Raw genomic sequence first — 19159 nt, forward strand, 5'->3', positions numbered from 1 at the left:
CGCGGACTCGCCCTTCCGATATGCGTCTCCAATATCTGGACTCCAGACAACGAGGACTGGTGAGGATGCGTGACAAGGTTCAATTTTTGAAACATACCTCGACCTATCAACCGCGGCTCTGTTCCACTTGAGCCAGATGCCCAAGATATGGCGCTGGGCTCAGCTTATTGTTTCGCAAGAATTTATGGTATTCACCTGCCAGTCGAGTTCGGTTTGCATCAAACTCGTCAGGATCAAAACGGAACAACCGAGGAAGATCGTCACGACGTATTCCCGCGCTGACTTCGGCCGATGAGACGTGCGGCACTTTCATCGTTTCACAGAGTTCCTTTGTCCTAGAATCATGCGCGATACATAACGCTGGGACGCCTGCCTGTAGAGCAAGCATGACCCCATGAATACGAGTTCCGATAACAAAGTCGTATCGACGAGTAAATTCCAGCCATGCTGCTGCCGAGAAAAAACTAAACGCGTGTTGCTCCGTCCATTTTATAAAATCATCATTCGAGAGATGCGGAGTAGCATAGTTACGACACAGGTTGAGTTGTTCTTGCGAAAGCAAGGTGGCCTCGCCTCGCCCTAACTGGACCATTTCCAATGGGCTTTGGCAGATATATGCCCCTTTATTCGCTCCCATCAGTTGAACGAGCGACGCCTCCAAACGCGCCAAATGGCCCCAGCGCTGGTGCCCGGCCGTTACCGCAATGTTTTGCGGATTTCCGTTAAAACGACTCGCAATTTTTGCACCCAACTTTACTTCCGGACTGATGAATAAAGTAGGGCAACCCAGTGCCACAGCCTTTTCGGCGAGGCCATAACGCTCGAGTGCACGGCGACTAAATTCGCCACGCATCGCAATATTTGGCGCATTAGTTGGGGAGTGATCTTGAATCGTCCGAACCCAGTCCAACGTACCTGCTGGAATCTCTACCTCCTGTTGCAAATTCCCAGCTTGAGCGCCTAAACCAATACCGACAAGTCGACACTTAAGCTGCCTAAAATTTTCAACGAGAAACCCTAGATCAGCATGAGTTCCGAGTTGGTTAGCAAGCGTCAAAACACCGACGGAGCCGGTACGATCGACTTCTGCAGGTGCTGCATGCCATAACTTAGAGCTAAGACTGCCCCCCAAAAGGCGGCTGATTGCATAGCAGAATGCCAAATTACCGGTATTATCACCAACAAGTTGGTACGCCTGAGTTGTGCCTAGGAGACCACTGTCCTCGACGGACGGAGCGAAACCGAAAAGAAACGGTGCCATTATTTATTTTCCCTAACCAATTTAAACTGCGGACCTTGATATTTCTGTAAACGGCCTTCTTCGATCTCGACTTCCAGCACCGACAATGACTCTTGGACGTTTGCAAAATCGAGTTTCGACGCAACCGCCTGAATGTTATATTCCCACCATTTGATCTTGCTCATCATTTCGATCACCGAATCATCGAAACGGAATTTTTTTATTGACGCCGGAACTCCTGCGACGATTGCGTACGGAGGAATGTCATTTATCACGACACTGTGTGCAGCCACAATTGCGCCGTCGGCAATTTTCACTCCAGATTTAATGAAAACTCCTTGGCCAATCCAAACATCGTTGCCGATCTCCACAAAACTATTTGAATTGAATCGATTATTGGATGGTTCGCTACCATAATCATTTTGACTGAGCCATGTCGCCCAGCCATGGACGTTCGGTACATATTGCACCATGGAAGTCGAAAGCCAGTTGCTGGGATGTTGATCAGAAGCTATATCGACACCCGGCGCAATTGAACAATATCGCCCGATTTTGCAGTGTCCCAGCTTCCCTCCATAGATACCTGTGAACGCTCCGACTTGAATTAAATTATTTGGTGCTAGTGTCGCTTGAATCACGACTGGTGCCTCAACCCAAGAATCTCTATGCAATTGCGGCAATGGATGAGCTATATTAACGCCGGAACCGACTGCAAACGAGATCGTCACTGGAATTCTCCGAAATACTTGAAATGCTCATTGGCACAATCTGCGTAAGACAATGGAGGTTTGATTCCTCCATTCAGCTTTTCCCACAATTGGGGCTCGCGTGCTACCCTGAGCAATGTGTTTTGCCATGCCAGGATGCTTCCCGCAGCAACGTGTAGGCCGTTAACTCCATTCTGTACTTTCTCAGCCATTCCACCGATATCCGAGCAAATCACGGGTTTCCCCGCCACGAATGCCTCTTGGATGACCATTGGAGAGTTTTCCCACCAAATTGAAGGGATTACGACCCAATCAACGTTTGCCATACGCGCTCGGAGTTCATGCGGCTGATATGGGCCGGCCCACTGCAGCACACCTTGCTTTATCAGGGGTGCACATAGCGCCTCGACGCTCTCACGGAATTCTGCAGTTTGATATTCTAGGTTGGCACCATGTATCTCAAATACGATTTTCCGTCGTTCGACGGGTGACATCGCTGCCAGTGCTTTCAGAATTACATCGACTCCTTTAAAGGGATTGATCTGACCGAAGAAGCCGAAGCGATTTCTTGATTCACGCCCTGCCAATACCCTCGGTGGCAGCGGCTCTTCCGGCGCCTGCCCATTTTCGATCACCACGATCTTGCTCGGCTCGATCCCCCACTGAATGTAGCGCTCGCGTAAGAAATTCGATGGGGAAACAAAACCGTCCACTAGTGCAAAGTACTTTTGGAAGCGATGCTTGCGCAGCCAGAAATCCTCGACCGTCTTTTGCGGGAAACAGCGCTGACAATCATCCAGTGACTCACGATTGCAGAGCTTGAAGCTGCCGGTCTTCATCATCTGTCCGTTATTGCTGCAGATGGCCATGAACTCGTGCAGGGTCATGTAAATCTTGATCGAGGGATCAACCTGCTTGATCACGCGGAGGTATTCCAGCCCCAGATGCGCATAGTGATGGGTATGAACAATCGTTGGCTTGAGCGCACGGATGAGGTCGGCAAACCAGGTGGTCAAAGACTCCTGGTGTGCGGCAGTCATGTTGTGCCAGTCGTGGACGGCTTGTTCCCACAGGTATTCGTTCGGGCGACGCAAGCTAATTGCACCGGTGTGGCCGCGATTGCGGTCTACGCGGCCGAGGAACCACGCCTCTTCGACGTTCGGATCGGTGCGGTAAGCCTTGAAAAGGTTATATGCGGCAATTTCGCCACCGCCCAGGCTGAAATCCGGGTGGGCATGCGACATGACCAGAATGCGCTGTTGTTCGTTTTTCATATAGTTCCGTTAATTCTTGGTGACCGCATTTCCGGCCGCGAGCAGTGTCTGCCACTTGTTCTGGTGCCGAACCGCGTTATAGATGACAACACGTGTCCGCAATTCGTCTGTACCGAGCAGCTTGAAGGACTGCCGTTCGAGGTGAGTCAGCTGGACGGAGGGGCAGTACGCGACATCGAAGCCGGCGCTGCGCAGTTTCAGACAGAGATCCGAATCTTCGAAGTCACCAATTAGATAACCCGTATCCCATTGGCCCACGCTCTCGAAATCGCGTCGGCGCATTACCAGGCAGGCACCCGTAATGGCGGGCACGATGGTGATATCCCTGGCCGGATCGAGGCTAGGATCGAGGCCCATGTATGGGTGATGGTTGGTCCAGATGCCAAGGTCTTCGCGTTTGAGAAACGCCATGCCGGCATGTTGGATGGACCCTTCCGCCGTCACCAGACGTGGCCCAACGGCACCTACACCAGGTCGCGTACGCAGTACATCGATCAGGCTCTCGAGCCAACCGGCGCTTTGTGGGAACGCGTCGCTGTTCAGGAAGGTCAAGTACTCGCCTTTGGCGCAAGCGACGCCAAGGTTGTTCGCCCCCGAGAAGCCGCGGTTGGCGCTTCCCCATACCCAGCGCACGGGCAGCTGATACACACGGTGCAGCGCTTCGATCGTGCCGGGGAAGCCTTCCAGCAGGGCCGGGTCGTCCAGCACGTAAATGATCTCGGCGTTTGCTTTCAGCCATTCGTCCTCGCAGAACTCCATCAACTGGTGCTCGATGAAGTCGATGCGGCCGTATAGGGGAATGATGACGCTGACCAGCGGCGTTTCAGGTGCTTGTCCGAGCTGGCGCACTTTCACAGGCAACGCGTCCTGGGCGGCACGCTGTAGCCGGATGAGCTTCTCCAGAATCGGCTCGTCGATTTCGGCGATTCGGGTATGGAAGTCGGCGAGACTCACGTTGAGCGTGAATAATCTTCGCGAGGCGGCAACCGGCTCCGAGGGAAGGACTCCGGCCTTGATCTCGGCCAGCGGGTGAACGCCATCGCTCGCCAGCATCTTCAGCTTCCACAGCTTTTCCGGTTCGAGCCCGCTGACATGTGCAATCAGGCCAGCGTAGTCGGAAGAACCGAACTCGATTCCAAACGCGGTCGCGACGTCCTGGCGATAACTGCGGTAAACGCCATGCACTGGCGAGATGTTGCCACTCTCATCCTCGATCCAAACGAGTGCTGCGGGATCCTTCTGCAGCAGCCAGCCGACGATGACCCCCTCCCCGGTCCTCGGACAAACCAGTGCCTGCTCCATATAAGCCTTGGCTTCGCCGGTTTGGCTCGCCGACTGCGGTAGCAGGGCAACGAGTTCACGCCATTCTTTTGTAAATGGGAGAACACCCTCCATCAACGAGACGAATGCCGGCTCGAACAGATGCAGTTCCCCACTCCCTGGACCCGGCGCGGTCGAGAACGACAAGACATGCGATTGCTTCTCCCTGCGTTGGGGGCAAACCCAGGAAAGCGTGACCGGCTCCTTGCCGTTGGCTGGTGCGGTCAGGGCAAAGCCGGTCTCTTCATTCGAAATCGACAAGTGCGCTGCCACGTCCGGCCGCTTGACACGGAAACGCTCCACAGCAAGCACCTCTTCGCCCGATTGAACGACGAGTTCGAGATCTAGCGTCGACCACCCTGCAACCACGATTTTCGACCCGACAACACACGCCAGGTCGACTTTCACCTGCTGAATTCCCTTTCCGTTCGAACCAGGCACGGAGATAGGCATCTTCTGTACGTGGGGAACCTGGGCAACGGACTCCTGGCGCTTTTCATGCGAATTCTGTTTCGAAGCCGCGCGGTATAGTTTCATTTTTATCCCTAATTGATGGACAACGTTGTCCTCGTTGTTTTGTTTCCGAATGCGGCGGACAGCTACGCTGGCGCGTACGATTGCGGCCTCGCGGTCTTTCTATTGCTGGACGAGCTTCACGCAGGAGCCGCTGTGCAGACGGCTGCTTACCTGGCTCTGGATCAGCAGATGCCCTTGGTCGTTCGGGTGAACGCCATCTCCCGAGTCGTAAACGGGCGCAAGCCGTCCATCGGCGCCAGTCAGCAGATGGTGGACCGCAACAAAGCAAGCGCCCACCTCCGCCGCCAGGCGCTGGTCGATCATCCGCATCTGGGCCAGCTGGGTGTCGCTGAGATTGCGCGGCTGGGTCGACGTGATCACGACCGGCACGCCGGCCGCCAGCGCGTGCGCGCGGATCGCCAATAAGTTGTTCACCGTCTCGTCGACGCTGTAGCCGAGCGCGGTGTCGTTGGTCGGGTAGGACACGATCAGCAGCACTGGCTTGCGTGACAGCGCCTGGTCAATATTGACGGCCGGGTCAGATGCCGGCCGCCCCGCAGGGCGCGGTGCGTTCGCGCCCAGGCCTTCGTAGGTCACGGTGCCGCCCTTGGCGATATTGGCGACCTGCGCGCCGCCAGCGGCATGGGTTTCGCTCAGCAGGGCGACCCAGCCTTTCCCGGCCGGCGCACCTGTGCCCGCGGCTGTCGAGGACCCCATGACAACCCAGGTGCCGGGTTTGACTTGCGCTACCGGGGCGGAAGCGGGAGCCGTGGTTACAGGGGCAGGCATGGCCGTATTGGCAGCGCCACCACCCCCACCGCAGGCCGCCAGCGTGCCCAGTAACGCCGCACAGAGGAGACGCTTGGCGTCCAACAGATAACTCATCGACTTCTTTTTCGGTTCAGTGTTCATTGGTGTCCAACATTGCGCAGTATGGCAAGTTCTTCATATCGGCGGCCGCCTTTGCAGACGAGGCCTGCGCGCGCGCGCGTACCTGTGCATCGACCGCGCGCAGCTTCTCGGCCACTGCATGACGCAACACGAAACGAACGTCGGGCGGCGTGACCACGAAGCGCGCGGTGGTCTGCATGACGAGATAGTCAGGCCGCTCGTGGCGCACGATCTCGGCGTCGACGTTGCCGGCGCTGTGCACGAACACGATGCGCCGGAACAGGCGTTTCAGATACTTGAGCATCGGGTAGGCCGACGAGGCGCCGAACAGCAACAGGCTGCTCCACGGCGCGGCGGCGTCGTCGAATACCAATACGCGGCCGAGGTTCGGCAGGTGATTGTCGAACACGGCCTTGGTGGAGGCGAGCGGCGCCTGCAGGAATTCCGTGGGCGCCGACAAAGCCGGCACGAGCTTGACACCGAGGTCGCCTGCGAACGGCATCGTGTAATAGACATCGTCCAACCAGCGCTGGCGCGCCACCTGCGCGTCGAGTCCGAGCAGGGCGAGCAGTTCGAGCGACGCGTACATCGCGCCGCGGTCCGTCCAGTGCGTATCGGTCCGGATGAAGCATTGTTCCCGGTCGGCGCGTGCGCGCAGTAACGCGGCCGTGTCGAGCACGCGGTGCCCTGGGCGGGCCAAGCCGAGCACTTGTTCGTGTACCGTCAGCACGCCCTTCGGATGCGGATAGTGCTCGGGCAGTACCTGCTCTTTCGATGCGGCGATCATAACGCCCTGCCGTGCTTGCACGGCGCCGGCGATCTCCGCGCAGGCGTCGAGATAGGTGCGCCAGCCTCGAAGGCCGTCCGCATCCAGGGTCAGGCGGCCGGTGAACTGTTCCACGCTGCGGTTCGTGTCGTTGTCGAGGTAAAGCCAGCCTCCGGTCCCCTGGATGACCTGCTGGGCAGAGGGTTGCGGCCGGAATTCCGGCTCGCCGTCGAGCGTGACTTCGCTGAGCCAGTGGACTTGGCCGCGCACGTCCACGCCGAGCGTGAACGCTGTCGGCACGGGATCGAGGTGGGCAATGAAGCCGCAGCGCAGGTGCGGATGTTCTGCCGGTGCGGCGCCGAGTACGCGGTGGATCACGTCCGGGCGGGCATTGTTGAAGGGGATGCGCCTGAACTCCTCGCCTTGCGGCGTCTGCGTGCGCACAATCATGTCGACGCAGTCGCCATGCTCGCGTCCCAGCGCCCAGCCTTGCAGGTACAGTCCGCGCTCGCTCATGCGCGCTGCAGTGCCGGCCTGCGGAAAGTCCAGCGCCCAGGCGTGCAATTCCTGCGCAGGCAATTTGCGGACAGATGCGAACTGGGTCATGTCAGGCCTCGGCCGCCAGGTCCAGCGAATAGTCTTCGCGCCGGAGCGTCAGGTTCGGGTTGTAGTATGGGTCACGTGCCAGCACTTCCGGCCAGCGCGCCTGCATCACGATGCACTCGCGCTTGAAACGCTCGCGCTTTTCCGGCGTCTCGTCGCTGCCGCGGCTGATCGATTCGTGGTGATACAGTTCGGCGAACGGCGTCCACAGGTTGCGGTAACCCGCTTGCATCACTTTCAGGCACAGGTCGACATCGTTGAAAGCGACCCGCAGTCCGGTCTCGTCCAGGCCGCCGACCTGCTCGAAGACGTCGCGACGCACCAGCAACGCCGCTGCCGTGACGGCGCTCGTGTTGTGCACGATGCGCAAGCGCGAGAAATAGCCGTCGTCGTCGCGCGGACGGTACTTGTGCGAATGGCCGGCGACGCCGCCGATGCCGCAAACCACACCGCCATGCTGCAGGGTGTCGTTCGGGTAGTACAGCTTGGCGCCCACGCAGCCGATTTCGGCGCGGATCGCATGACTCGCCATCTCGTTCAGCCAGTCCGGGCTGATCACTTCTACATCGTTGTTGATGAGACCGAGAATGCTTCCGCCTGCATGACGCGCAGCGAAGTTATTGATCGCCGAGTAGTTGAAGGGTTGGTCATAGCGCAGCACGCGCGCCTTGCCTTCGGCTTCGAGCTCCGCCATGTAGGCGAGCGTGCGCGGACAGGTACTCTGGTTGTCGACGATGAGGATTTCGTAGTTGCTGTAGCTGGTCTTTTGCAGGATCGAGTCAACGCAGGTCTTGAGCACGTCGTGGCAATCGCGCGTCGGCACGATCAGGCTGACCAAAGGCGCCGGCTCCGGAATCGCCCAGTGCTGGCGGTACAGGCCGGGTGCGATGACAGCAACCGATGCCGGCTGACGCGTACTGTCGAAATGATTCTGCAGCGCGCGGCGTGCCGCGTCGGTGGTGTAGCTCTTCTGTTCCTGGCCGCTGGCGGTCGAGCCCTCGGCCATGCGCCAGTGGTACAGGACCTCGGGGACGTGCACGATATCGCGCGCATCGGTGATCCGGGCGATGCAACGCAGCACCAGGTCGTAGTCCTGGCTGCCCTCGTAGCCCTGGCGAAAGGCGCCCACGGCTTGGACGAGTTCGCGCCGGTACACGCCCAGGTGCGAGATGTAGTTCTGCGAGTACAGCAGGTCCGGCGAAAAGTCCGGCTTGAAGTAAGGCGCGCAACGCCGTCCATTCGGATCGAGCTTGTCTTCGTCCGAATACACGATCTGCGCGCTCGGGCGCGTCTGCAGTGCCTTGACGACCTCGAACAGCGCGTGGGGGGCCAGTTCGTCGTCGTGATCGAGCAGCACGACGAATTCACCACCTGCCAGCGCGAGCGCGCTATTGCTGGCTGCGACGATGTGGCCGTTCTGGCGCCGGTAGCTAAGCTTCACGCGCGCATCCTGCCGGGCGTACGCGTCCAGGATCGCTCGCACCTCTGGCTGGGTCGACGCATCGTCGGCGATACACAATTCCCAATGGGGATAACCTTGCGCCAGTACGCTGTCGAGACAGGCGCGCAGCAGCGCCGGGTCGGTGTTGTAGGTCGGGACAACGATTGACATCAGCGGTGTCCACTGCCATTGTCTGCTTTCGGCGAGCTGGTCCGCGGCGCTCGGCAAGCGCGGCTGCTCGACGCGCTCGATCCAGTCGGCGTATGACACAAGTTCGCTGCCAACTTCGAACACCTTGCAGTAGTCGGTCCACAGCTGTTCGTCGGTCGCCGTGGCTGCGCCGGTGGCATGCAGCGGGTGGCGAGCTGTCAGTTTGCGGCGCAGGCGCGTACGCGCAAATGCCGCACCTACGCGCACCAGGCGCAGCTGATCAAGGCCGAAACTGCCGGGCGCGCTAAGCGGGTCGAAACGCAGGCGTGCGTCGGCTGGCAGATATACCAGTCGCTTGCACAGCCGCTCCGAATGCAGGCGCAACGAAAATGCGGTCTCTTCCGATTCTCCGCTGCCGGTGTCGGGATAGATTCGGGCATGCACCGACGCATTAGGCAGGCGCAGCTTCGCTTCGAACATGTACCAGCCGGCCGGCACCGGATGCGCGAGACGGAAGTGGGGATCGGCGCCGATCGACTCGAACTGCCCGGGACGGCCCGGGACCGGCTGCAGCTGGTGCGCCGGCCGCCAGTCACCAAGCGTGTACAAGGGCCAGAGCTTGCGGATCATGGGCTTGGCGTGGCGGAACACGCGCTTTTTCAAGCGCGTGAAACCGCTCATCGCCGGCGTCTGCATCTTCATCAGGCGAGCGCCTCTTCCGCCTCATACACTTCGGCAGCCTCGAAGCGCACGCCCTGCGCATCCTTCGCCGACACCGACGGCGCGGCACCGATCGGCCAGTCGATCGCCAGCGTCGGGTCGTTCCAGGCGATGCAGCGTTCGTGTTCCGGCGACCAGTAGTCGGTCGTCTTGTACAGGAACTCGGCCGACTCGGACAGCACCACGAAGCCGTGCGCGAAGCCTTCCGGCACCCACAGCTGCTTCTTGTTTTCACCGCTCAGGATTTCGCCGACCCACTGGCCGAAGGTCGGCGAGTTGCGGCGCAGGTCGACGGCGACGTCGAACACGCTGCCTTCGACTACGCGCACCAGCTTGCCCTGGGCCTGCTGCACTTGGTAGTGCAGGCCGCGCAGCACATTGAAGGTGGACTTCGAGTGATTGTCCTGGACGAATTCGACGCTGCGGCCGATGGCTTCCTCGAAGCGGCGGTGATTGAAGCTCTCGAAGAAGAAGCCGCGCTCGTCGCCGAACACGCGCGGTTCGAACAGGACGACGTCGGGAATGGCAAGACGGATGGCGTTCATCAGAAAACGGTCTCTTTCAAAATGCGTGACAGGTACTGGCCGTAGCCGTTCTTTCTCATCGGCGCGGCGAGCGACTCGAGCTCGGCCGGGCTGATCCAGCCTTTGCGGAAGGCGATCTCCTCCGGGCAGGCGACTTTCAGGCCCTGGCGGTGTTCCAGCGTGGCGATGAATTTGCTGGCGTCGAGCAGCGACTCGTGGGTGCCGGTGTCGAGCCAGGCGTAGCCGCGGCCCATGATCTCGACGTGCAGCTTGCCCAGGTCCATGTAGATGCGATTCAGGTCGGTGATCTCCAGCTCGCCGCGGGCGGATGGCTTCAGGCTCTTCGCGATCTCGACCACGTTCTCGTCGTAGAAGTACAGGCCGGTGACCGCGTAATGCGAACGCGGGTCGGCCGGCTTTTCTTCGAGGCTGATGGCCTTGCCGTAGGCGTCGAAATCGACCACGCCATAGCGCTCCGGGTCCTGCACGTGGTAGGCGAACACGCTGGCGCCATCGCGGCGCGTGGAGGCGCGCTCGAGCAGCTGGTTGAACTCGTGGCCGTGGAACAGGTTATCGCCCAGCACCAGCGCCGACGGACTGCCGTCGAGGAAGCGCTCGCCGATCGTGAAAGCCTGTGGAAGGCCTTCGGGCGACTCCTGCACCGCGTACGACAGGTTCAGGCCCCAGCTCTCGCCGGTACCCAGCAGCTGTGCGAAACGCGGCGTGTCCTGTGGCGTCGAGATGATCAGGATGTCGCGGATCCCTGCCAGCATCAGGGTGCTCAGCGGGTAGTAGATCATCGGCTTGTCGAACACCGGCATGAGCTGCTTCGACATGGCCAGCGTGGCCGGGTACAGGCGGGTGCCGCTGCCGCCGGCCAGGATGATGCCCTTGCGTTGAGTGTTTGGCTTCATAGTTGTCCTTGTGCCGCCAGCTCGGCGATGAGTCGGTTGACGTGGTGACGCCAGTCCGGGAGCTGGAGGCCGAACGTGGTCTGGAAACGGTGGTTATCGAGGCGCGAGTTGCGCGGACGGGCGGCCGGCGTCGGATAGGCCTCGGTCGCGATCGGCTGCACCTGCTGCGGGCCGGCCTTGAGCGGCGCGCCGCAGGCCAGCGCCTGCTCCAGCACGTACTGCGCATAGCCGTGCCAGGTCGTGGCGCCGGCGGCAACCAGGTGGTAGGTGCCCGACATCGCCGGCCCGGCCGTGCCGGCATCGCGGATGCTGTGCAGCGCCAGCGCGGTGGCGTCGGCGATCAGCTCGGCGGAAGTCGGCGCGCCGTGCTGGTCGGCGATCACGTTGAGCTGCTCGCGCTCTTTCGCCAGGCGCAGCATGGTCTTGGCGAAGTTGCCGCCGCGCGCCGCGAACACCCAGCTGGTACGCAGGATCAGGTGGCGCGCGCCGCTGGCGCGAATGCGCTCTTCGCCCTCGCACTTGGTGCGGCCGTAGACCGACAGCGGATGGGTCGTATCGCTTTCCACGTAAGCGCCCTCCTTGCTGCCGTCGAACACGTAGTCGGTCGAGTAATGTACCAGCCAGGCGCCGCAGGCCGCCGCTTCCTCGGCCAGCACACCGGGCGCGAGCGCGTTCACGCGCTGCGCGGTGTCCGCATCGCTCTCGGCCTTGTCGACCGCGGTGTAGGCGGCGGCATTGACGATGACGTCCGGCGCGTAGTCGCGCACGCAGGCGCGCAGCGATTCCGGCTGGTCGAAATCGGCATCGAGCCGGCCCAGCATGCGCAGCTCGCCCAGCGGCGCGAGCGCGCGCTGCAGTTCCCAGCCGACCTGGCCGTCCTTGCCCAACAGGAGGATCTTCATGCGGCGTACTGCCTTTCCACCCATTCGCGATAGGCGCCGCTGGTGATGTTGCGCACCCAGTCCTGGTGGTTGAGGTACCACTGGACGGTCTTGCGGATGCCGGTCTCGAAGGTCTCGCGCGGACGCCAGTCCAGTTCGCGCTCGAGCTTGCGGGCGTCGATCGCGTAGCGGCGGTCGTGGCCGGGACGGTCTTTTACGAAGGTCATCTGGCGGGCATACGGCTGGCCGTCGGCGCGCGGCGCCAGCTCGTCGAGGATGGCGCACAGGGTGCGCACGACCTCGATGTTGGCCTTTTCGTTCCAGCCGCCGACGTTGTAGGTTTCGCCCAGGCGGCCGGCTTCGAGCACGCGGCGGATCGCGCTGCAATGGTCGGTGACGAAGAGCCAGTCGCGGATCTGCTGGCCGTCGCCGTAGATCGGCAGCGGCTTGCCGGCCAACGCGTTGTGGATCACCAGCGGGATCAGCTTTTCCGGGAAGTGGTAGGGACCGTAGTTGTTCGAGCAGTTGGTGGTCAGTACCGGCAGGCCGTAGGTGTGATGGTAGGCGCGCACCAGGTGGTCCGACGCCGCCTTGCTCGCCGAATAGGGGCTGTTCGGTTCGTAGCGGTGGCTCTCGGTGAAGGCCGGCGCATCCGCGTCCAGCGAGCCGTAGACTTCGTCGGTCGACACGTGCAGGAAGCGAAAAGCTGCGCGCTCGGCGTCCGGCAAGGCGCTCCAGTAGCCGCGCACCGCTTCGAGCAGGTTGAAGGTGCCGACGATGTTGGTCTGGATGAAGGCGCCCGGGCCCTCGATCGAGCGGTCGACGTGGCTCTCGGCCGCGAAGTTCAGCACCGCGCGCACCTTGTGCTCGGCCAGCAGGCGCGCCACCAGTGCGGCGTCGCCGATATCGCCATGGACGAAGACGTGGCGCCCGTCGCCTTCCAGGCTGGCCAGGTTCTGCAGGTTGCCCGCATAGGTCAGCTTGTCGAGGTTGATCACGGTCTCGCTGCCGTGCGCGAGCCAGTCGAGGACGAAGTTCGCCCCAATGAAGCCGGCGCCGCCGGTCACTAAAATGGTCATGCTTGTCGATTCCCTAGTTTTACTAACTAATTTTTAGTTATCGCCACCCGCGTCATGCGCGGGCGTGCGTTTGCTACAGTCCGAGCACCACTTTCGCCGCAACGGCGATCTGGTAAATAATCTGCGTCATGTCCTTGAAGACCTGGCGCGACTTGACGTCGACCTTCGGCAGCACCAGCACTTCGTCGCCGGCACGCAGGCGCGCATCCGGCGTGCCCTCTTCGAAACTGCCGTCGCGATGCGCGATCACGACGCGCGAGTTCTGCGCGTTCTGCGTGTAGCCGCCGGCACGCGCGATGTAGTCGCCGACCTTCAGCGCGCCGTCGAACGCCAGCGCGTTCGGGAACAGCACCTCGCCGCTGACCAGCACCAGCCCATCGCGGGTCGGAATACGGATCGTGTCGCCGTTTTCCAGCAGCAGCTCGTCGCGCGCGGCGCTCGATGCGATCTGCACCTGGCCGCTCGGCTCGATCTTCTTCGCGCGCTCGACCCATTGCAGGATCAAGTCCGATTCCTGCTTGCGCAGTACCGCTTCGTCGCTGGTGCCGCTGCGTGCGGTCAGCACCGCCGACTCCAGGCTGCGCATCGAGGTCTGCAGCATGGCGCGCTGGCGCTCGCGCACGCTGACGCGGTAGAGCTGGATGCTGGCGGTGTCCGACAAGGGTGTCATCCGCACCTGGCCGAGCAGCGCGCCGATGCGCGAGCCATAGGGCAGCACGTACTCCTGCTGGCTCTGGTGCTCGCCTTCCACGCGCACGGTGATCGTGCCCGGCTTCTTGTCGGCGGTGAATTCGACGTCGTCGCCGTTGGCCACGCGCACGTCGCGCGCCGCACTCAAGGGGTAGTAGTCGGTATTGCGCACGGTGCCCGTGTTGCGCACGACGCGCACGTGCGTGGCGCTGGCCGCCGGCTTGGCCAGGCGGGCCAGCTCGTCGACCGTCAGTTCTGCACCGGCGAACTCGAACCGCTTGGCGTTGGCCGCCAGTCCGCTCACGCGCACGGTGTTCTGGCGCGGGGTGATGAAGATCACGTCGCCGTCGCTGAGCTGAATCTGCGGGATGCTGCCCTCGAGCAGAAAATCGTACAGGTTGACGGTGGCGCGCACCTGCTGGCCGCGCTTGATCTGCACGTTCAGGAAGCTGCCGCGGTCGACGTCGATGCCGCCGGCCTGGTCCAGGTAGTTGAGCAGGCTGTCCATGCTGGTGCCGTTGTACATGCCCGGACGATTGACGAAGCCGCCGACATAGATGCGCACCGGCTGCGCCGCCGCCAGGTTGGCGTAGCCGTTGACGTTGGCGCGAAATACCTGGCGCATCGCCGTTTCGAGCACCCGCTGCAGATCGCGGTTGCGCACGCCGAGCAGCTTGACCGGCCCGAGTTGGGGTACGAACAGGTTGCCCTGCTGGTCGACGGTCAGGATGCCGTCGAAGGTATAGCCGCCCCACAGGCGGATCTGGATGCGGTCGCCGACCGCGACCAGGTAGTCGGGGTTGAACTGGGTGGCGCCGCCGACGGCGAAGCTGCCCGAAAAGAGCGAAGCGCCGAACACGTCGGTGCTGCGGTTGCTACTGTAGTCGTAACGCTGCGGCGCCTGCATCGGCACTTCTGCCGGCACGGGAGCCGGTGCCTGGGCGGCCAAGCTCCCAGGATTGACGCCGGCCGCGGCGAGCATGGCGGGCGTCATGCCTGCAGGCAGCGTCACGCCTGGAGGCAGCGTGACTGCCCCGGCTGCGCCTGCCAGCGCCAGCAAGGCCGCGTAGACGGACGAACGGAAGATGGAACCTTGAAACATGTTTAATCCTTATGGTCGCGGACGATCGCGGCGAGCAGGTGCACGACACCGGCCAGCAGCAAGGTGACCAGCACCGAGACGATGACGTTGTAGACGCGGCGCGGCTCGAGCGGGTGCTGCGGCAGCGTCGGGTTCTGCACGACAGACACCTTTTTCAGGTTGCGCGTCGCCTCCACGCGGCCCTTCTCGAGAGCGACCAGGGCGGTCTTGTACACGTCGTGGGCAAAGCCGGCCGCCATTTCCAGGCGCTGGTATTCCTCGACCGTGCTGTTCAATGCCTTTCCGCTGCTCGAGGTCAAACGCGCGCTTTCCTGGGCCAGCTGCTTGTCGATGGCGGCGATCTGCAGGTCGAGTTCGACCACACCGGCCGCATGCGGCTCGAGGTAGCCGAGCAGCGCGCTGCGGCGGGTCTGCAATTCGGTGCGCTGGGCCTGCAGGCGCTCGACCACGCCGTTCAGCTGTTCGGCGCGGTTCTGCGGCGAGACCAGGCCGTGCGCGTTCTGGAAGCGGATCACTTCGGCGCGTGTCTGCTGGAAGCGTTCACCCATCTGCGCGACCTGCTTCTCGACGAAGGCGACCTGCTCGCGTGCGAGGCGGTGCGCCATCTCGTTCATCGCGCGCTCGCCTTCCTGCACCAGCGCCGTCGTAATGGCCTGGGCGGTGCGCGCGTCGAAGCCCTGCGCCTTGATCACCAGGACGCCCGAATACTCGTCGAGCTCCACGCTCACGCGCGACAGGTAGTACTGCAGGAACCACTCGTCGGCCACGTCCTTCGACCACATGCGCGAGAGCGGATCGTGCGCGCGGTCGCTGTAGTGCGCGCGCAGGTGCAGCCTGGCGTCCAGCTTGTTCAGCATGTCCATCGACAGCAGGTAGTTGCGCAGCAGGAGTTCGTCGCTGCGGCTGCCGTTGGCGCCGCCCAGCAGCGAACTGAAATCCATCGAGTGGCTGCCGGTCATGTCGGTGCGCTGGACGATTACGTTGGCTTGCGAGACGTAGCGGTCGGAGGCGCCCAGGCTCCAGTACAGGGTGGTGGCGGCGCAGACGATGCCGGCCACGCCGAATACGCCGCGCTTTCTGAGCCAGCCCTTCAGGCGCGCGCCTGGGCGCGCCTTTGCACGCGCCGGATCGGCGTTGACGATCACCTCGTCCTTGATGCGGTCATTCATACTGCAATGCTTTCCTTGTAGTGTTTCAGCGCGTCCCCGATATCGTCGAACCAGTACGCCTGGCCCTGGTGCAGCCAGATGCCGGCGCTGCAGAATTCGCGCAGCGTGCTGTCGCTGTGCGACACCATGATCAGGCTGGCGCGATCGGCCAGGTTCTTGAAGGCCTTGTTCGCCTTGCCGCGGAACGCCGCGTCTCCGGTCGACGTGACCTCGTCGGAGATATAGACATCGAAGTCGAACGCCAGCGACATGGCGAACTGCAGGCGCGACTTCATGCCCGATGAATACGTTTTGACCGGCTCGTCGAAGGAGTCGCCGATTTCGGCGAAGTCCTGCATGAAGGCGAGCTTGTCGGCCATCTGGTCTTCGTGACCGAGGATGCGGCAGACGAACTTGGCGTTCTGGCGCCCTGTCAGCGAGCCTTGCAGGCCGCCGCCGAAACCCATCGGCCAGGAGACGCGGCAGGCGCGTTCGATGCGGCCACGGTTCGGCGTGTCGGTGCCGCCGATCAGGCGCAGCAAGGTCGACTTGCCGGCGCCGTTGCGTCCTACCAGGCCGACGTTGACTTTCGGCGGGATGGTGAACGACACGCCGCTCAATACCCACTTGCCGGGACCATGTTCGGTGCGGTAACGCTTGTGGACGTCGTCGACGATGATCATTGGCTAGCCACCCGCGTTGCAAAGCGCACCTGCAGTGCCAGGCCCAGGAAAATCAGCACCAGCGCCCAGCCGTACAGATAACCCAGGCTCAGGTCGTTCAGCGTGTGGTAGTACGGCGCAAAGGCCTGGCGCGCCGTTTCCAGTCCATGCACCAGCGGGTTCATCGCCAGGTAGCCACGGTAGGGTTCGGGAATTGCGCCGATCTGCACCATCACACCCGACATCAGGTAAGCGGGCAGCATGATGAAGCCGATCACACGCTGCATTTCCGGAATCAGTTCGACTGCGACCGAGCTCACCAGGCCAAATCCCAGACCGACCAGCCACAGGCCGGCCAGCGCGCCCAGCAGGGCCAGCGGATCGACCGGAATCACGTCGTGGCCGAGCAGCGCCAGTACGCACATGGCGACAATCAGCACCAGCAGCATGAGGAAGCCTTCGCAGGCGGCGCGCACCAGTACGGTGTCGACCGGCTTGACCTGGCGATAGGTGAACAGCGCACGGTTGGCGCTGATGGCATTGGTGCACTGGTTGGCCGTGCGGCGGAACTGAAAAAAGGCGATCAGGCCGATCGCCAGCCAGAGCGTGGCGTCGATCCCGCCTATGTTCGTCACCCGCACCGCCATGAACATGGTCAGCATGAATGCGACGTGCACCAGCGGCTCGATCAGCAGCCAGGCCCAGGCGGCGCGACCGGCAGCAAGGCGGTTGACGGTTTCACGCAGAAGTAATGCTTTCCAGGTCGAGCACGTAATCGACAAAGCAGAACGGACAACGACACTCATGGACAATTCTTCGCTTACACCAGTGATTCAGCCGCAAGTGCGGGCCGGAAGTAAATACGGGCTGACGACTGGCGCAAGCGTGGAGCCTGCTCTGCGTAACCTCTGGGATGGCCGACCCATATTCCCATCGCCTGGATGAGCAGAGTTCGGTTTATTTAAGGCCGGAAAGAATTGTAGTCGATCAATTTAAATTGCTCTAGTTATTCAAACGATCATAATTTCGACGGCGCACCGCTCAAGAAACAAAATTTCCTTTGGGAAATGCTAGTAAGTGAGAGAATTTATTCAGGCCGTTTGGCGAATAACGGACTCTGAAAAGAGCTACCGGCAAATCCGGAAAGGATTGTGTGATTATTGGTGATAATGTCAGCGAAACAGGCCAAATCTTCCGCAGCCAAAAACTCTCCAATCCTCACGGCGGTAAATACGAATGCATAGACGAAAAAAAACCACAGCTTTCAAATAAATTGAAGAGCTGTGGTTTTTTTGTAGAGCGATTTAAGACTGCATCGATGCCGGTTCGGATTCCATCGCCGGGAGCGGCACGCTCACTGCCGGTGGCCGTGTCGCGCGGCGGCGGCGGGCACGGGCGGCGCGCGCCATGTACCAATAGAAGGCCAGGTAGAGGCCGAAGCTGACCAGGGTTCCCTGCACCAGCGCTTCGGCGTTTTGCGGGAAGGAGACGGCGAACCAGGCCGGCACGGCTGCCAGGAACCAGGAGAACGGCGACACGCAGGCATTGCGCAGCGGCGCGCTGAAGCGGCGGAAGTAGCGGCCGGCGACGGCGATCTTGACCAGGCTGTGCAGGTGGCAGCTGTCGGGCTGGCCAGGATGGCGACGGCACCAGAGACGGCGCACGATGGTGAAAACGGTTTCGAAGGTCGGGTAGGCGCAGGCCAGCAGGGGCGCCCAGCTCGACACCTGCGGGTTACGGTAGACCAGGGTCACCGACAGCCAGGCCAGCAGGAAGCCCAGCAGGTAGGCCCCGCCATCGCCAAGGAACAATTTACCGTACGGGAAATTGACGAGGAAGAAACCTGCCGTCACCGCACAGATGATGAAACAGGTACGCGCCAGTTCGAGGTCGCCGCAATCGAGGGCGATCATGCCGACGGCCACCAGGCCGATCACGACCGTGCCGCTGGCCAGGCCGTTGAAGCCATCGATGATGTTGACGGCATTCGCCACGCCGCCGACGGCGAAGGCGGTGAAGAGAACCGCGAGCGGCAGCCAGGCGAGCATCGTGTCGAGCAGGCCGATGCCGGTATGGGCGATGCTGACGCCGGTCAGTGCCCAGCAGGCCACGCCGCTGGCCATGGTGGCCACCAGGCGTGCGCCAATCGATACGCGGCGGGTCAGGTCTTCGGCGATACCGAACAGGAAAGCGGGTGCGGCGGCGGCCAGCAGGGGACCAAGCAGGGCCTGCTGCGTGACGGACGAGACCATGCATGCAAAGATCAATCCCAGCATGATCGCCAGGCCGCCGATACGGGGCGTGGGCACGCTATGGAACTTCTGGATACCACGCGTGGCGTCGAGCGTGAACCTGCCGTGCCAGCGCGTGGTCGCAACCAGCAAGAGCGAGCATGCCAGCGAAACAGCCAGGCCGATTGCCAGAGCGATGATGTGAGGTGCGGTCAAATCCATAAAAGGAGCGTCATTAACCGCCGAATTCTATCGCATTTCTCCTAAGAAAGCAGCAGCTCGACGGCAATCGTGTGGGGC

At 61.7% G+C, this 19159-nt stretch carries 15 protein-coding genes and 1 pseudogene; all 16 read right to left on the reverse strand.

Annotation, left to right across the window (positions count from 1 at the left end; all coding sequences use genetic code 11):
- Positions 1-106: 106 nt before the first annotated feature.
- Positions 107-1261, reverse strand: coding sequence for a polysaccharide pyruvyl transferase family protein (locus C2862_RS21500; protein WP_136222456.1), 1155 nt, complete (start codon positions 1259-1261; stop codon positions 107-109).
- 208 nt (positions 1262-1469) lie between these two features.
- A pseudogene (locus C2862_RS26030) lies at positions 1470-1602 on the reverse strand (antibiotic acetyltransferase); the annotation flags it as partial.
- A gap of 362 nt (positions 1603-1964) precedes the next feature.
- Positions 1965-3221 (reverse strand): glycosyltransferase family 4 protein, encoded by a 1257-nt coding sequence (locus tag C2862_RS21510; protein WP_136222458.1) that lies wholly within the window; start codon positions 3219-3221, stop codon positions 1965-1967.
- 9 nt (positions 3222-3230) lie between these two features.
- Positions 3231-5078: a glycosyltransferase family 2 protein gene (locus tag C2862_RS21515; RefSeq protein ID WP_136222460.1), complete on the reverse strand. Its 1848-nt coding sequence runs from the start codon at positions 5076-5078 to the stop codon at positions 3231-3233.
- 99 nt (positions 5079-5177) lie between these two features.
- Positions 5178-5969, reverse strand: a complete 792-nt coding sequence (locus C2862_RS21520) for an SGNH/GDSL hydrolase family protein (protein WP_136222462.1) — start codon at positions 5967-5969, stop codon at positions 5178-5180.
- The gene (locus C2862_RS21525; RefSeq protein WP_136222464.1) at positions 5959-7320 is read right to left on the reverse strand and encodes a hypothetical protein; all 1362 of its coding nucleotides are present in this window, start codon (positions 7318-7320) and stop codon (positions 5959-5961) included. The genes C2862_RS21520 and C2862_RS21525 overlap by 11 nt, the downstream gene beginning before the upstream one ends.
- Before the next feature lies 1 nt (position 7321).
- Positions 7322-9610 (reverse strand): glycosyltransferase family 2 protein, encoded by a 2289-nt coding sequence (locus C2862_RS21530; protein WP_229467545.1) that lies wholly within the window; start codon positions 9608-9610, stop codon positions 7322-7324.
- Positions 9610-10173 carry a dTDP-4-dehydrorhamnose 3,5-epimerase gene (gene rfbC, locus C2862_RS21535; protein WP_136222466.1) on the reverse strand — a complete coding sequence of 188 codons (564 nt, stop codon included), beginning with the start codon at positions 10171-10173 and terminating at the stop codon, positions 9610-9612. The genes C2862_RS21530 and rfbC overlap by 1 nt, the downstream gene beginning before the upstream one ends.
- The gene (gene rfbA / locus C2862_RS21540; RefSeq protein ID WP_136222468.1) at positions 10173-11066 is read right to left on the reverse strand and encodes a glucose-1-phosphate thymidylyltransferase RfbA; all 894 of its coding nucleotides are present in this window, start codon (positions 11064-11066) and stop codon (positions 10173-10175) included. Before rfbA ends, rfbC begins: the two co-directional genes overlap by 1 nt.
- A complete protein-coding gene (rfbD, locus tag C2862_RS21545) occupies positions 11063-11968 on the reverse strand; it encodes a dTDP-4-dehydrorhamnose reductase (protein WP_136222470.1) in 906 nt (301 codons plus the stop codon). The genes rfbA and rfbD overlap by 4 nt, the downstream gene beginning before the upstream one ends.
- On the reverse strand, positions 11965-13026 hold the full coding sequence (rfbB, locus tag C2862_RS21550; RefSeq protein WP_136222472.1) for a dTDP-glucose 4,6-dehydratase: 1062 nt from the start codon (positions 13024-13026) through the stop codon (positions 11965-11967). The genes rfbD and rfbB overlap by 4 nt, the downstream gene beginning before the upstream one ends.
- A 73-nt stretch (positions 13027-13099) precedes the next feature.
- Positions 13100-14818: a polysaccharide biosynthesis/export family protein gene (locus tag C2862_RS21555; protein ID WP_373888271.1), complete on the reverse strand. Its 1719-nt coding sequence runs from the start codon at positions 14816-14818 to the stop codon at positions 13100-13102.
- Between the two features lie 2 nt (positions 14819-14820).
- Positions 14821-15987, reverse strand: a complete 1167-nt coding sequence (locus C2862_RS21560; protein ID WP_136222474.1) for a chain-length determining protein — start codon at positions 15985-15987, stop codon at positions 14821-14823.
- Positions 15984-16649 carry an ABC transporter ATP-binding protein gene (locus tag C2862_RS21565; protein ID WP_136222476.1) on the reverse strand — a complete coding sequence of 222 codons (666 nt, stop codon included), beginning with the start codon at positions 16647-16649 and terminating at the stop codon, positions 15984-15986. Before C2862_RS21565 ends, C2862_RS21560 begins: the two co-directional genes overlap by 4 nt.
- Positions 16646-17434, reverse strand: a complete 789-nt coding sequence (locus tag C2862_RS21570; RefSeq protein ID WP_136222478.1) for an ABC transporter permease — start codon at positions 17432-17434, stop codon at positions 16646-16648. The genes C2862_RS21565 and C2862_RS21570 overlap by 4 nt, the downstream gene beginning before the upstream one ends.
- A 498-nt stretch (positions 17435-17932) precedes the next feature.
- Entirely contained in the window at positions 17933-19081 is a 1149-nt protein-coding gene (locus tag C2862_RS21575) for a glycosyltransferase (RefSeq protein WP_136222480.1), read from the reverse strand.
- Between the last annotated feature and the right edge of the window lie 78 nt (positions 19082-19159).

The organism is Massilia sp. Mn16-1_5 (assembly GCF_004798585.1).
Classification (GTDB): domain Bacteria; phylum Pseudomonadota; class Gammaproteobacteria; order Burkholderiales; family Burkholderiaceae_D; genus Telluria.